The organism is Acidimicrobiales bacterium, assembly GCA_036378675.1.
Taxonomy (GTDB): domain Bacteria; phylum Actinomycetota; class Acidimicrobiia; order Acidimicrobiales; family Palsa-688; genus DASUWA01.
The window spans coordinates 18,778-31,983 of sequence record DASUWA010000056.1 but is presented as its reverse complement, the minus strand read 5'-3'; the positions used below and the strand labels follow the sequence as shown (position 1 = coordinate 31,983).

15 protein-coding genes are annotated in these 13,206 nt (G+C 65.5%); 9 read left to right on the top strand and 6 right to left on the bottom strand.

The window, feature by feature from the left end:
- The first annotated feature begins 85 nt into the window (after positions 1-85).
- Complete coding sequence (locus tag VFZ97_18140; GenBank protein ID HEX6395360.1) at positions 86-817, top strand: hypothetical protein; 732 nt, start codon at positions 86-88, stop codon at positions 815-817.
- Here VFZ97_18140 and VFZ97_18135 read toward each other — a convergent pair whose 3' ends face one another.
- Together VFZ97_18135 and VFZ97_18130 are read right to left on the bottom strand one after the other, a co-directional pair.
- Positions 818-1,468, bottom strand: a complete 651-nt coding sequence (locus tag VFZ97_18135) for a carboxymuconolactone decarboxylase family protein (GenBank protein ID HEX6395359.1) — start codon at positions 1,466-1,468, stop codon at positions 818-820.
- 12 nt (positions 1,469-1,480) lie between these two features.
- Positions 1,481-2,017, bottom strand: a complete 537-nt coding sequence (locus VFZ97_18130) for a VOC family protein (protein ID HEX6395358.1) — start codon at positions 2,015-2,017, stop codon at positions 1,481-1,483.
- 90 nt (positions 2,018-2,107) lie between these two features.
- Between VFZ97_18130 and VFZ97_18125 the strand changes: the two genes are divergently transcribed.
- The 4 genes from VFZ97_18125 to VFZ97_18110 are packed head-to-tail and all read left to right on the top strand — an operon-like array spanning position 2,108 to position 6,436.
- Positions 2,108-3,286, top strand: a complete 1,179-nt coding sequence (locus tag VFZ97_18125) for a cytochrome P450 (protein ID HEX6395357.1) — start codon at positions 2,108-2,110, stop codon at positions 3,284-3,286.
- Positions 3,283-4,332 (top strand): zinc-binding dehydrogenase, encoded by a 1,050-nt coding sequence (locus VFZ97_18120; GenBank protein ID HEX6395356.1) that lies wholly within the window; start codon positions 3,283-3,285, stop codon positions 4,330-4,332. The genes VFZ97_18125 and VFZ97_18120 overlap by 4 nt, the downstream gene beginning before the upstream one ends.
- Positions 4,333-4,337: 5 nt before the next feature.
- Positions 4,338-5,612, top strand: a complete 1,275-nt coding sequence (locus tag VFZ97_18115) for an acyl-CoA dehydrogenase family protein (protein ID HEX6395355.1) — start codon at positions 4,338-4,340, stop codon at positions 5,610-5,612.
- A gap of 5 nt (positions 5,613-5,617) precedes the next feature.
- Complete coding sequence (locus VFZ97_18110) at positions 5,618-6,436, top strand: SDR family oxidoreductase (protein ID HEX6395354.1); 819 nt, start codon at positions 5,618-5,620, stop codon at positions 6,434-6,436.
- On the opposite strand, the gene VFZ97_18105 is transcribed toward VFZ97_18110, so the two are convergent.
- Positions 6,417-7,673: a cytochrome P450 gene (locus VFZ97_18105; protein HEX6395353.1), complete on the bottom strand. Its 1,257-nt coding sequence runs from the start codon at positions 7,671-7,673 to the stop codon at positions 6,417-6,419. The two genes, VFZ97_18110 and VFZ97_18105, sit on opposite strands and share 20 nt — an antisense overlap.
- A 54-nt stretch (positions 7,674-7,727) precedes the next feature.
- Here VFZ97_18105 and VFZ97_18100 point away from each other — a divergent pair, with 54 nt between their 5' ends.
- Entirely contained in the window at positions 7,728-8,360 is a 633-nt protein-coding gene (locus VFZ97_18100) for a GNAT family protein (GenBank protein ID HEX6395352.1), read from the top strand.
- Positions 8,361-8,364: 4 nt separating this feature from the next.
- On the opposite strand, the gene VFZ97_18095 is transcribed toward VFZ97_18100, so the two are convergent.
- The 3 genes from VFZ97_18095 to VFZ97_18085 all read right to left on the bottom strand — a co-directional run bounded on the left by VFZ97_18095 (position 8,365) and on the right by VFZ97_18085 (position 10,838).
- The gene (locus VFZ97_18095) at positions 8,365-8,742 is read right to left on the bottom strand and encodes a cupin domain-containing protein (GenBank protein ID HEX6395351.1); all 378 of its coding nucleotides are present in this window, start codon (positions 8,740-8,742) and stop codon (positions 8,365-8,367) included.
- 61 nt (positions 8,743-8,803) lie between these two features.
- Positions 8,804-9,991: an LLM class flavin-dependent oxidoreductase gene (locus tag VFZ97_18090; GenBank protein ID HEX6395350.1), complete on the bottom strand. Its 1,188-nt coding sequence runs from the start codon at positions 9,989-9,991 to the stop codon at positions 8,804-8,806.
- A gap of 67 nt (positions 9,992-10,058) precedes the next feature.
- A complete protein-coding gene (locus VFZ97_18085; protein HEX6395349.1) occupies positions 10,059-10,838 on the bottom strand; it encodes a class I SAM-dependent methyltransferase in 780 nt (259 codons plus the stop codon).
- A 59-nt stretch (positions 10,839-10,897) separates the two neighbouring features.
- Here VFZ97_18085 and VFZ97_18080 point away from each other — a divergent pair, with 59 nt between their 5' ends.
- Genes VFZ97_18080 through VFZ97_18070 form a run of 3 tightly spaced genes read left to right on the top strand, consistent with a single transcriptional unit; the run spans position 10,898 to position 13,205 of the window.
- Positions 10,898-11,380: a TIGR00725 family protein gene (locus VFZ97_18080; protein HEX6395348.1), complete on the top strand. Its 483-nt coding sequence runs from the start codon at positions 10,898-10,900 to the stop codon at positions 11,378-11,380.
- A 32-nt stretch (positions 11,381-11,412) separates the two neighbouring features.
- Positions 11,413-12,351, top strand: a complete 939-nt coding sequence (locus VFZ97_18075) for an MBL fold metallo-hydrolase (GenBank protein HEX6395347.1) — start codon at positions 11,413-11,415, stop codon at positions 12,349-12,351.
- The gene (locus VFZ97_18070) at positions 12,348-13,205 is read left to right on the top strand and encodes an SDR family oxidoreductase (protein HEX6395346.1); all 858 of its coding nucleotides are present in this window, start codon (positions 12,348-12,350) and stop codon (positions 13,203-13,205) included. The genes VFZ97_18075 and VFZ97_18070 overlap by 4 nt, the downstream gene beginning before the upstream one ends.
- The last annotated feature ends 1 nt before the right edge of the window (position 13,206 follow it).

Genomic DNA, 13,206 nt, shown 5'->3' with positions numbered 1-13,206 from the left:
GTGGACGTCGGTCGATTGCCGTTCTACCCCCAAGCGACCCGGGTTCGCTACAAGTTCACCCCGACGTAGGCGCGAAGCTGTTGCCATGTCCAACCTTCCAAGGCTTCGGCAGGTTGCCCTCGCCGCTCACGACCTCGGCGCCGTCTCCGGCGAACTGCAGAAAACCTTCGGGTGGGGTAACCCCTTCAACGATCCAGGCGTCGGCGAATTCGGATTGGAGAACTCGGTATTCGCCGCCGGAGACACCTTCATCGAGGTCGTGTCGCCCGTCCGTGACGGAACAGCCGCGGGCCGGTACATGGAGAGGCGCGGAGGAGACTCCGGCTACATGGCCATTTTCCAGGTGCCTGACATAAAGGCCGCACGCAAGAGGATCGCCGGCTCCGGAATCCGCGTCGTTTGGCAGGTGAACCTCGACGACATCGCTGGAACCCATCTCCACCCGAAGGACGTGCCCGGAGCCATCGTGTCGATCGACTGGGCCGACCCGCCGGAGTCGTGGCGGTGGGGCGGGCCGGACTGGAAGGAAAAAGGCGCACCGAACGAGCGAGGATCTATCAAGAGGATCACCGTCGAGCTGAACGAACCGGCGGCAGGAGCCGAGCGCTGGGCGGCCGCTCTCGGGGTCGCCCCGACCATCAGAGGCGATGCAGTGTCCATTCAGCTTGACACCGCGGGGCAAACGCTGCGGTTCGAGAGACTTGCTTCCGACCGCGAGGAAGGCATCACCGAAGTAGTCCTCGAAGGCGATGACGCGATCGACGCCGAAATCGGCGGGGTTCGCTTCAGGACCGAGGGATCGGTAGCGGTTCCCTGATCAGGAACCGCGGTTGCGGCTGAGATAGCGCCCGACGTCTATGGGATCGGTTCCCTCCGGCGCGGGCACCTCGACTATCGCCTCGGGTACATCGTCGAACTCGGTGCGCAGCGCCCGTGACATCACCGCATGCTGGAAGTAAAGAGACGTTATGTACGTCAGCTCGAGAATTTCCTCGTCGGACAAGTGCTCGTGCAGCTTGTCGAACAGGCCGTCGGGCACCCGGCCGTGGTCGAAAGCGAGACAGTCGGTGTAGGCGAGGACGAGCCGTTCGACCTCGGTGAAGCAGTCGGCGGCCTGCCAGTGAGCGATGGCGGCGATTCTCTCCTCGGATACTCCGAGAGCGCGCAGCGATTTGCAGTGCTGGGAGAATACGAACTGGCTCTGAGCCGCCCAGCCCACGCGGGTCTGACCGAGCTCACGCAGAAGGGGGTCGAGCTTGCGATTGGGACTGCGGTAGATCCCGAACCCCTGCACGGCGTGCTCGAGAATGTCGGGGACGTTGGCGAAGACGGTCCACCAGTCTCCCGGCGATCCGGACTCCGTTCCTGGTTCTGCGACCGGGTCGCGCTCGCCGAAAACGTAGTCGTACATGGCCGTGACGATCGGGGCGGCCGCCTCGGCCCTGGGAACCTGGTGGAGTCGGGGCACGGTTGGCGCAGACTAGGTGAGAGCGGTGGCGGGCTCGTGGACCACGTCGGCCGGAGTCAGGGCGCGGGTCCAGGCCGCGAACTCGAGCAGGATTCCGTCGGGATCCTGGAAATAGATCGAACGCACGAACACTCCGGAGTGCAGCTCCTTGCTCACTCCCCACTCGCTGTCATCGTGATTCACGACCTCGCTGCAGTCGACCCCCGCCGCGCGGAGCCGATCGGCGTACTCCTCGATCTTCTCGAGCGGGACGTTGAAGGCCACGTGGTTCATCGATCCGACGGCGGAGGTGAGCTCGCCCGTGTCCGGTCGGGCAGCGGGGGCGGTCACGCCGGGGATCGGGCCGGGAGCGTTCGGGAACCAGAAGAAGGCCAGGCAGTCGCCGTTGCCGCAGTCGAAGAAGAAGTGCTGGCCCATGTCCGCTGGAAGCTCGATCGTCTTCACCAGCGGCATGCCGAGGATGTCCCGATAGAAGTGAACGGTGCGCCCCATATCGCTGCAAACGAGCGCAAGATGGTTGATCCCTCGGAACTCGAACGGCGCTGTCATCGGATCCCCCCTTGATTCGAGAACTCCCAGCAAGCTATTACAGCGGCGGCAGACAGGCCAGGCTGGCCGGGCCGATGGGAGGGATCGAGCGTGGAGCTGAATCCGTTTTCGCACGAGTTTCATGCCGATCCGTACCCGATCTACCGGCGGCTTCGCGACGAGGACCCGTGTCATTTCAACCCCGAGCTCAACTTCTTCGCGCTGACCCGCTACTCGGACGTCCATGCGGCCTCTCAGCAGCCGCTGCTCTACAGCTCGGCGGACGGGACGATGGTCGAGCGGCTGGACACCCGTGGCCTGCTTCCGATGATGATCTTCATGGACCCTCCCCGGCACGACCTGCACCGTCAACTGGTGAGCCGGGCCTTCACCCCCCGCGCCGTGTCAGAGCTCGAGCCGTTCGTCCGGTCCACAGCGGTCGCGCTTCTCGAGGCGCTCCGGGAGAAAGGAGGCGGTGACTTCGTGGAGGAGTTCTCCGCCATCCTCCCCATGAACGTGATCCTGGAGTTGATTGGAGTGCCTCGAGAGGACCGCGACCAGATGCGTAAGTGGATGGACGCCACGCTCGATCGCAACGAAGAGCCACCGTATGTGCCCGAAGAGGCCATCAAGGCAATGGTCGCGACGAGCGGGTACTGGCGGGACCTGCTTCGCGAGAAGCGGACCACGCCGGACGGCGGATTGATGAGCCGGCTCTGCGAGGCGGAGATCGAGACCGGGGACGGACCTGCGAGGCTGACCGACGATGAGGTGATCGGTTTCTGCTCGTTGATCGGAACAGCCGGCACAGAGACGCTCACCAAGCTGCTTGCCAACGCGGCCGTGCTTCTGCGGCGGAATCCGTCCGAGTGGAAGAAGATAGTGGCCGACCCGGCGGTGATTCCGGGCGCGGTCGAGGAAACGTTGCGCTACTGGGCGCCCTCGCAGTATCAGGGTCGCACGCTGACGGAGGAGGTCACCGTGCACGGAGTGACCATGCCGGCGGGCAGCCGGGTGCTGCTCGTCACCGGCGCCGCCAACCGGGACGAACGGGAGTACGAGGACCCCGACAGCTACGACATCTCGCGGGCGCCGCACATCCCGCTCGGCTTCGGGCACGGTCTTCACTTCTGCCTGGGAGCCGCTCTCGCCCGGCTCGAGGGGAGAGTCGGGATCGGCGAGTTCGCCCGCCTTTTTCCGGAATACGAGGTCGACGAGGACCGGCTGAGAAGGGTCCACCAGAGCAACGTCCACGGGTTCTCTAGCGTCCCGTTCTCTGTGGCGCCATGAAGGCGGCGATCCTGCGTGCCGGTCGATTAGTCGTGGCAGACGACGTGCCGGACCCGGCGCCCTCCCTCGGTCAGGTGCTCGTGTCGGTGAAGGCATGCGGGATCTGCGGATCCGACCTGCACTTCGTGAAGCACGGGCGGGAGATGATGGGGCTGGTCGACGAGATGGGCGGCGTGCCTGACTTCGGCGACGCCCGGACGAACCTCGACCATGACGTTTACATGGGCCACGAGTTCGCCGGGGAGGTGCTGGAGGTCGGCCCGGACACCATCGCGCCCAAACAGGGCACGCTGGTCACGTCCATCCCCGCGATGGTCGGGCTCACCGGGGTGGAGCCACTTGTGTACAGCAACCGCCTTCCTTGCGGCTACGGCGAGATGATGCTGCTGTCCGCCCCGCTTCTGCAGACCGTTCCGAACGGCCTGGACGCGAAACGTGCCGCGCTGACCGAGCCGATGGCAGTCGGTCTGCACGCGGTCAACAAGTCGGCGATATCACCCGGCGAAGGTGCGCTGGTGCTCGGTTGCGGTCCGATAGGCATCGCGGTTATCGCCGCGCTAAAGCTGAGAGCGGTCGAGCCGATCGTCGCTGCCGACTACTCCCCCAAGCGACGCGGCCTGGCGTCTGTCATGGGCGCCCACGAGGTTGTGGACCCTGCAGTCGAGGACTCCTTCGAGGCGTGGCAGCGGGCAGCACCGGGCAGGCCGCTCGTCGTCTTCGAGGCCGTTGGCGTGCCGGGGATGATCAACGACGTCATGCGCTTGGCTCCGATGCACAGCAGGGTGGTAGTCGTCGGGGTGTGCATGGGCTCCGACACGATCGTCCCGTTCTGGGCGATCACCAAGGAGCTGCAGGTCCAGTTCGCGCTCGCCTACGACCCTCTCGAGTTCAACGACTCGCTGAAGGCGATAGCCGAAGGGGATATAGACGTCGCCCCGATGATCACCGGGCAGGTAGGGATCGACGGAGTGCCGGGCGCATTCGACGAGTTGGCCGACCCCGAACAACACTGCAAGATATTGGTTGTACCGACCCCAGGAGGCTGAAAAGCATGTGGGACTTCTCTACCGAACCGGAGTTTCAGGAGAAACTGGACTGGGTTGATCAGTTCTGCCGTGAGGAGGTAGAGCCACTGGAGCTGGTGTTCCCCTACGCAGTCCGGATGCGGGACCCGAAGATGAAGGCCCTTGTCGACCCTCTCAAACAGCAGGTGAAGGATCACGGGTTGTGGGCCATATTCCTCGACAAGGAACTGGGCGGCCCCGGCTTTGGGCAGCTGAAGCTCGCCTTGCTCAACGAGATCATCGGCAGGTACGGGACCGCGCCGTCGATATTCGGTTGCCAGGCTCCCGACACGGGGAACATGGAGATCCTCGCAGCGTACGGGACCGAAGAGCAGAAGACGCGGTGGCTTTACCCACTCATGAACCAGGAGATCTGGTCCGCATACTCGATGACCGAGCCCCAGGGCGGCTCCGACCCGAACCTGTTCAAGACGGTCGCGGTAAGAGACGGCGAGGAGTGGGTGATCAACGGCGAGAAGTGGTTCACAAGTGCTGGGCGGTACTCGGACATCCTGTTCGTCATGTGCACAAACGGGATCTTCATCGTGCCGCGCGACACCCCGGGCGTGGAGTTCATGGACGAACCGCGCGGCCACGACCACATTCTCTACAAGGACGTCCGGGTTCCCCTGGACCACCTTCTTGGCCCCGAGGATGGGGCCAAGGTGCTGGCGCAACGCAGGCTCGGGGGAGGCCGGATACACCACGCGATGCGGTCGATCGCGCAGTGCAAGCGAGCGTTCGACATGATGTGCGAGCGCGCGCTTAGCCGGGAATCGCACGGCAAGGTCATCGCCGATCACCAGATGGTCCAAGAGGCGATCGCCGACTCGTACGCGGAGATCAACATGCTCCGCTTGCTGGTTCTGTGGACCGCCTGGACGATCGACAACTCGAGCACCCAGGCGTCAAGAACGCAGATCTCTGCCTGCAAGTACACCGCGGCGAAGGTGCTCCGAGAGGTGTCCTACCGCGCGATCCACATCTTCGGTTCGCTGGGAGTCACCGACCTCACTCCATTACAGGCGATGTGGGCGTCGGCACCGACGATGGCCGTCATGGATGGCGTCGACGAGGTCCACAAGGTGACGGTCGCTCGCAACGTGCTCAAGGACTACAGACCCCACGATGGGTTGTGGCCGACCGAGTACCTGCCGGCGAAACGGGAACAGGCGAGGAAGAAGTTCGCCGAGGCTTTCGCCAACGACCCCGACCTGGTGAAGTACGCCGACTTCATGGAGCGGCGCTCCCCCCGCGGCTGAGACAGATGGATGTGATCGGCAGGGTCTGCGTCGTAACCGGAGGAGCAAGCGGCATCGGCAGAGCCCTATGCGAGGCGTTCGGCACGGCCGGTGCGAAGGGAGTCGTCGTCGCCGACCTCAACGGCAAGGGCGCCGAGGAGGTGGCCGAAGGCATACGCAAGCAGGGTCACGCCGCGGTGGCGGTCGCCGGCGACGTATCTGTTCAGGACGACGTCGACAGGTTTGTCGCAACCGCCACGGAGCGGTTCGGACCGGTCGACGTGTTCTGTGCCAACGCCGGAATCCTCATCGGGGGCGGCGTCGAGGTGCCCGACGCGGACTGGGAACGGATTTGGAAGGTCAACGTGCGGAGCCACGTATGCGCGGTCCGCGCGGTGCTGCCGTCGATGCTCGACCGAGGCGAGGGGTACCTGGTCCACACCGCGTCCGCCGCCGGCCTGCTCACCCAACTTGGATCGGCGCCGTACAGCGTGACCAAGCACGCCGTGGTCGCCCTCGCCGAGTGGCTTTCGATCACCCACCACGACGCGGGTATTCGCGTTTCTTGCCTGTGTCCGCAGGGCGTATGGACCGCGATGACCGGCGCAGCAACCAGGGACTCGAGCGTCCTGGCGGAGTCGACTGCGGGCCGCGACGGCATGCTCGAACCCGAGACGGTCGCCGAGTCGGTTCTGCGAGGGATGCGCGAGGAACGCTTCCTGATCCTGCCCCACCCCCAGGTCGCGGTTTACGAGCAGCGACGCGCCCAGGACCGCGAACGCTGGCTGCGCGGCATGAGGCGCGTGCAGGCCCAGATCGCGTCTCTCAGCGCCGGCGAGGGGTGAACCGCACTGGCAATCGCTTGATCCCACCCACCAGCGGGATCCCCATCGCCTGAAGGGGCACCGGGTCACCGGCAACCTCGATATCGGGCAGCCGCGAGAACAGTTTCGGAAAAGCGACGGAAAGCTCGCGACGGGCGAGGTGCGCTCCGAGGCAGAAGTGCGGGCCAGGGCCACCGAAGCCGACGTGCGGGTTCGGCTGGCGGAGCACGTCGAACCGTTCCGGATCTTCGAACACCCGGGGGTCCCGGTTGGCCGCGCCGTAAAACAGCACGAGCTTTTCGCCCTCGGACAACTCGTGCCCGGACAGGGTCAGGTCCCGGGTAACGGTACGGCGCATGAAGGTGACCGGCGACGCAGCCCTGACGATCTCCTCGACCGCTGTAGGCGTGACCCGATCGGGGTCGTTCTGCCATTTCTCCCTCTGCTCCGGGTTCTCGGCGAGAAGCTGCATCCCGAGGCTGATTGCCGTGCGGGTTGTGTCGTTGCCGGCGACTGCCAGGAGGATGAAAAACGCGCCGAGCTCGTGCGGAGCGAGGATGTCGTCGCCGACGTCGCTGTTCACCAGCGCGCTGGTCAGGTCGTCACCCGGGTGGGACCGGCGGTGCTCGGCGAGCTCGTTCATGAGCGTCGTCAGCTCCATCCCCGCCCCGATCAGAGCCGCGAGGATGTCCTCACGGCCGGCGAGGATCTCCGGATCGCCTGCTCCGAGGATGACGTTGGTTGCGCGAAGCACCGTCTCGTATTCGCTTCGCGGGATCCCCATCATGTCGCAGATGACCAGTAGCGGGAACGGCTGCGACACGGTCTCGACCAGGTCGACCTCGCCTTGTTCGCAAATGCCGTCGATGACTTCGTCGCAGATCTTTTCGACCGAGTCCAGTACCCGTTGCAGTTGCCGAGGAGTGAAGGCGCGAGAAACGATCCCGCGCTGGCGTGCGTGGCGGGGGTCGTCCATCACTATGAACGAGCCGAAGAACTCCATGGCGTCCTCGGGCAGATCAGCGATGCTCGTCGAGCCGCCGCCCGAACAAAAGTCGTGCGGACGTCTGCTGATCTCGATCACCTCTGCGTGGCGGGTGACCGCGAGAAATTCGTCGTCGACCCCGGTAAGGGGGTTTGGGGTGGCGGCCTTGATGAACGGGCCCTGCTCGCGCAGCTCCGCGAAATGGGCCATCCTGTCCCCCAGCGGCTGCCACCAGAACTCCGGATCGGCTATGGACAGGCCTTCGGCTTGCATGTGGGCCACGGTAATCGGTGGTGAGCCGACGACGAAGCTTGCAAGACTCGTCGAGTGGAGACCGTCGGAATCGCCAGTCCGCTGGAGGGGCGCATCGTACGCCTCGATCCACTGTCCGAGGCGCACGTCGAAGCGCTGGCAGAGGCGTCCGCCGGCGACCGATCGACGTACGGCTTCACGACCGTTCCGAACGGTCTCGAGGAGACCCGGGCCTATGTGGAGACGGCGCTGGCCGACCGGGACGCGGGTGAGGGGGTTCCGTTCGTCCAGATCCGGAAGTCGGACGGGAGGGTGGTCGGAACCACCCGCTTCACCCACCTCCGGCGGCACGAACTGGACAACCGGCTGTATGCGGTGGAGATCGGCTGGACCTGGCTCGCCGCCGACGCGCAGCGGTCGGGCATCAACGTAGAAGCAAAGCTCCTGCTGATGGGTTACGCCTTCGACGTCCTTGGGGTGAGCCGGGTCGATTTGAAGACCGACGCCCGCAACTCGCGATCACGAACGGCGATCGGCGCGCTCGGAGCGACCTTCGAGGGAATACTTCGCAACTGGAACTCGTCCCATGCCCGGGGGGAGGAGGGCATGCTCCGCGACTCGGCGATGTTCTCGTTCATCGCAAGCGAATGGCCGGAAGTGCGCCGCGGGCTCGCGAAACGGCTCGAGTCGGGGGGCGGCAGTAGTTAGACCGTCACGCCGGGCCGTCGACGTTCACTGTCGGGGGGCCCTTGCCGGCACGAACGACGACGATCGAGCTCTCGGATTCGCCGGGATTGGACTCGCGATGGACCGCACCGGGCGGCACGTGCAGGAAGTCCCCTGGCTGCGCCTCGATGACGTCCTGTCCGCCCGGCCCCGATTCCATACGTAGCCGACCGGATACAACGAAGATCGAGGTCTGGTGCCCGCCGTGGTGATGCCAGGCGGTGGCGGACATCGGAGGAGTCCGAGCCAGCCCCGCCCACAGACCGTCGACCTCGATGGCGCGCTCCCGGATCACCCCGGGAGTTGGGTCCGCCTCGACCCTGTCTTCGGGACGGGTTTGTCGAACCGGATCCGAAGCTGCCATGAAAACGGACGCTACGCCGGTGCGCCCGCCGGTTCAACGCCGCGTGGATCAACGGTTGTCCTCAAGTGGACGCCGGCTGTCCTTCGCTCGCGACTTGTTTCTCGGCGAGATGATCGGTGATCGCCTTCCCGACGGCTCCGATAGCTGCCCCGATGAACTCCGGGCGGTTGGCGGCCGCCCAGTCCCTCGAACGCACGGTGCGCTCCGCCGATCGCTGGAAGCGCGGCATGACCTCCTTGGCGAACAGCTCGTAGGAAGCCAGCGTCGCCTCGCGGTCCGCCCACTCGTGGGCCATGAACAGGTAGGTCCCGAATCCGCCCGACTGGTCGATGAGACGCTGTATCTGCGCGGCGGCCTGGTCGGGCGTACCGATGACCGCGATGCCGGAAGCGTTCATCGCCTCGAGGAGCGTGGTGTGATCGTCGGTCTGCGGGGCGATCGGCAGGGCCGCGACCTCCTGGAAGTAGCGCACCCAGTCGGCAAGCCCGAACTCGACGTCGGCCCGTGCCTGCTCTTCCGTCTCCCGGATGTGCATGGGCCCGACCAGACGCCACGCCCGCCGGTCGACGCTGGTGCCGAACTGCTCGGCTCGTTCTTCGCACGTCTCCCAGTGGGCGCCGAGGACGTCGAACCCGCCGGCGCTGGTCGCACCCAGTGACAGGAGCGCGACACCAAAGCGGCCTGCGGCTCTTGGCCCGGCCGGGGAGACCTGCGCGGCGACGCCGATCTCGAAACGGGGATGCGTGTACGGGCGGAGCTGGAGACGGGCGTCCCTCAAGGTGAACCAGTCCGTCACCATGTTGACGGGCTCGTCGCTGGTCAGCAGCGCCAGGATGGCTTCGAGTGACTCCTCCATCATCTCCCGCTGGCGATTGGGATCGATCCCCATCATGAAGGCGTCCGAGGGAAGCGCTCCCGGACCGACTCCGAACATCACCCTTCCCCTAGTCAGATGGTCGAGCAGCACCATCCGGTCGGCGAGGATCAACGGGTGATGGTACGGCAGTGAGCTAACGCCGGTTCCGAGCCGGATGTTGCGCGTCCGCTGTGCGGCCGCAGCGATGAACACCTCGGGGGAAGCGATGATCTCGAACCCCGCTGAATGGTGTTCCCCGATCCATGCCTCGTTGTAGCCGAGCTCGTCGAGGCGGACGATCAGCTCCATGTCCCGCTCGATCGCCAACGTCGGGTTCTGCCCGGCGGGATGGAAGGGCGCCAGGAAGATTCCGAATCTCAAAGGCCAGTCCATCCCGGTCACATTACGACCCGTCCGCTGGACGCGCGCCATCCCAACGGAGCCTTGGCCATCGGAACGGTCAGCGGGCTCGGCGTTCGGCGTGGATCAGCCAGGTCCGGTAATCGACGGGGACCGTGCTTCCACGCGCGTTGATCGCCTCGGCGAGGCCCTCGAGTAGCTGCGAGAGCGTCTCTTTGGGAAGGAGCCGATGGTCGCTGTGGGTCTGGATCTGGTCCAACCATTCTTCTGCGCGGTACTCGTGGTTCCACGGATACCTGGTGATTTCCGGGTCAGAGAAGGAGCCGCTGCGACGCAGGCCGTCCACCACAACGTCGAAACGCTCCGAGTTCTGGCCGCGCGACCGGACCGAGTCCCGGTCGACCTCGATTGCGAGCCGTTCATACACCTGGTCGAAGGAGCACTGGAGTTCGGGATCGGGTGCTCCGTAATTCCAAAAAAGAGCTATCCGGCCGCCCGACCGCAGAACCTGGCCGGCACGGCGGGCGCCCTCGAAGGGCTCGACCCAGTGCCAGGATTGACCCGCGGTGAGCAGGTCGAAGATCCGGCCGCCGGAATCCCAGTTCTCGAACCGTCCGGTGACCACGTCGAGGCCACGGCGGCGGGCGACGGCGGCCATTCTTTCGTCGGGCTCCACACCGACCACCGAACATCCCCGAGCTTCGAACTGCCTGGCGGCGATACCGGTTCCGCACCCGACATCGAGAACCTCGATCGGGCGGCCCGCCCAGCCGGACAGCACGTGATCGAGCATGCCGTCGGGATAGGTGGGACGGGAGCGGTCGTATTGCTCGGCGTCGTCGCCGAAGATCTCCGCACGGAGGCGATTCTCGTGAAGCACGGCAACAGCATCGCATCACGCCACCCGCGTGCGCCCGGCCTAATTACCATCGCGCGCCGATGCCAACACAGATAGCAGTCGTCGGCGGCGGCGAACCAACCGCAGAGGACGAAGAGCGAGCGGAGGCGGTCGGCCGAATGCTGGCCACGAGCGGGGCGGTCGTTGTCTGCGGCGGCCTGGGCGGGGTGATGGCCGCGGCCTGCAAAGGCGCCAAATCCGCCGGCGGCTTGACGGTTGGGATCCTGCCGGGCCGAAGCCGGCGCGACGCCAACCCCTGGGTGGATGTGGCGATCCCGACCGGATTGGGCGAGACGCGCAACGCTTTGGTGGTGGCTGCATCGTCCGCCGTTATCGCGGTAGGCGGTGAGTACGGCACCCTCTCCGAGATAGCGCTGGCCCTCAGATCCGGCAAGCCTGTCGTCGGGCTCGGGACCTGGTCGCTCCTGCGTCCCGGGGGTGAGCCGGACAGCGGGATCGTCCCCGTCACGACGCCAGACGACGCGTCAGCCATCGCGCTGTCGCTTGCTGCCGGCCAGGACTGACAGCGCAACCGCTCGACTACCGTTCCCCGGCGATGGCCGCCTCCTACGAAAAAGGTCCCGTCGAGGTCGCCGACGGGATCTGGGCCTACTTACAGCCGGATGGCGGATGGGGATGGTCCAACGCGGGCTTCGTCAGCGGAACCGACACCTCGCTGCTCGTGGACACCTTGTTCGATCTCCGACTGACCGGGGAGATGCTTCAAGCGCTTCGGAAGGTATCGCCGTCGGCAGACCGGATCGCGACTGTCGTCAACACTCACGCAAACGGCGACCACTGCTTCGGGAACCAGTTGCTGAAAGACGTGGAAATTATCGCTTCTCGCGCATGCGCCGAAGAGATGATTGAGCTTCCGCCGTCGCGGCTGGCCGACCTTATGAAGGCCGCGCCCGCGCTCGGTAAGACCGGAGAGTTCGTGCAACGAATCTTCGGTTCTTTTTCCTTTGAGGACATCGAATTGGTGCCGCCCTCACGCACATTCGACGAGGAACTCGAACTTCAAGTCGGAGACCACACGGTCCGCCTGATCGAGGTTGGTCCGGCTCACACTCGGGGAGACGTCGTCGTGCACCTGCCGGCTGATGGCGTCGTTTTCACCGGGGACATTCTCTTTCACGGAGGTCATCCGATCGTGTGGGCCGGACCGGTGAGCAACTGGATCGGAGCGTGCGATCGGATCCTCTCGCTTGGAGCGACGACGGTCGTTCCCGGCCACGGGCCGCTGGCCAGTATGTCAGCGGTAAGCGACATGAGAGGCTATTTCGAATGGCTCTCCAAGGAGGCACGAGCACGCTTCGACGAGGGAATGGACCTGGTGGCCGCGGCACGAGATGTCGAACTCGGCCCCTACGCCGGGTGGTCGGAACCGGAGAGGCTGGTGGTCAACCTCAGGGCTCTGTACCGCGACTTCGGGGCGGAGGAAACCGGAGACCCGCTCGCGCTGATGGCGCTCATGGCCTCGCAGGACCGATGACCGCAATGGAACGCCCGTCCATCGACCTGTCCGGAAAGGTCGCTGTGGTAACCGGGGGCGGGGCAGGCATCGGTCGAGGAGTTGCCACTGTACTCGCACGGTGCGGTGCGGACGTGGTGGCGCTCGACATAGACCCGTCGCTCGCAGAGAGGACGGCTCGGCTCGTCGAGGAGCATGGTGTGCGGGGAGCAGCAGTGGCTTGCGACGTGATGGATATCGATCAGATCCGCTCAGCGATGAGCCTCGTAGACCGGGACTTCGGCAGGATCGACATACTCGTGAACAACGCCGGTGGCGTTTCCCGAAAGGCGTTCATCGACCAGAGCGAGCGGAGTTGGCGAAGGCACGTCGATATCAACCTGATCAGCGTTTTTGCGGCTACGTCTGCGGCGGTTCCGGTGATGATCCGCCAAGGCGAAGGCGGCTCGATCGTGAACGTCACGAGCATCGAGGCGACCCGGGCCGCCCCGATGTACGCCGTTTACGCGGCGTGCAAAGCGGCGGTGGCGAGCTTCACCCGCTCGATGGCGCTCGAGCTGGCCGAGTACGGAATCCGGGTGAACGCGATCGCTCCGGATGCGACCGACACCCCCGGCAACAGAGGGCTCGCGGGATCGGTCCCGGATGAGCTTCCTCCGCTGGGCCAAGAAGACAAGAGCCGCATTGCTGGTTACGTGCCGATCGGCCGCGAGGGCGACGTCGACGAGTGTGGGGAGCTGGTCGCGTTCCTCTGCTCGTCGATGGCGAGCTACATCACCGGTGTCAGCGTCCCGGTCGACGGGGGAACGTGGGCGGCGGGAGGCTGGGTGCGCAACGCACAAGGGAACTGGACGTTGTTCGGCGACCGAGCGTGAA

Bases quoted from the DNA above. Each gene is read 5' to 3' on its own strand.
- VFZ97_18140 (HEX6395360.1), top strand. From the start codon at position 86: ATGTCCAACCTTCCAAGGCTTCGGCAGGTTGCCCTCGCCGCTCACGAC.
- VFZ97_18130 (HEX6395358.1), bottom strand. From the start codon at position 2,017: ATGACAGCGCCGTTCGAGTTCCGAGGGATCAACCATCTTGCGCTCGTT.
- VFZ97_18120 (HEX6395356.1), top strand. From the start codon at position 3,283: ATGAAGGCGGCGATCCTGCGTGCCGGTCGATTAGTCGTGGCAGACGAC.
- VFZ97_18115 (HEX6395355.1), top strand. From the start codon at position 4,338: ATGTGGGACTTCTCTACCGAACCGGAGTTTCAGGAGAAACTGGACTGG.
- VFZ97_18110 (HEX6395354.1), top strand. From the start codon at position 5,618: ATGGATGTGATCGGCAGGGTCTGCGTCGTAACCGGAGGAGCAAGCGGC.
- VFZ97_18105 (HEX6395353.1), bottom strand. From the start codon at position 7,673: ATGCAAGCCGAAGGCCTGTCCATAGCCGATCCGGAGTTCTGGTGGCAG.
- VFZ97_18095 (HEX6395351.1), bottom strand. From the start codon at position 8,742: ATGGCAGCTTCGGATCCGGTTCGACAAACCCGTCCCGAAGACAGGGTC.
- VFZ97_18090 (HEX6395350.1), bottom strand. From the start codon at position 9,991: ATGGACTGGCCTTTGAGATTCGGAATCTTCCTGGCGCCCTTCCATCCC.
- VFZ97_18080 (HEX6395348.1), top strand. From the start codon at position 10,898: ATGCCAACACAGATAGCAGTCGTCGGCGGCGGCGAACCAACCGCAGAG.
- VFZ97_18075 (HEX6395347.1), top strand. From the start codon at position 11,413: ATGGCCGCCTCCTACGAAAAAGGTCCCGTCGAGGTCGCCGACGGGATC.
- VFZ97_18070 (HEX6395346.1), top strand. From the start codon at position 12,348: ATGACCGCAATGGAACGCCCGTCCATCGACCTGTCCGGAAAGGTCGCT.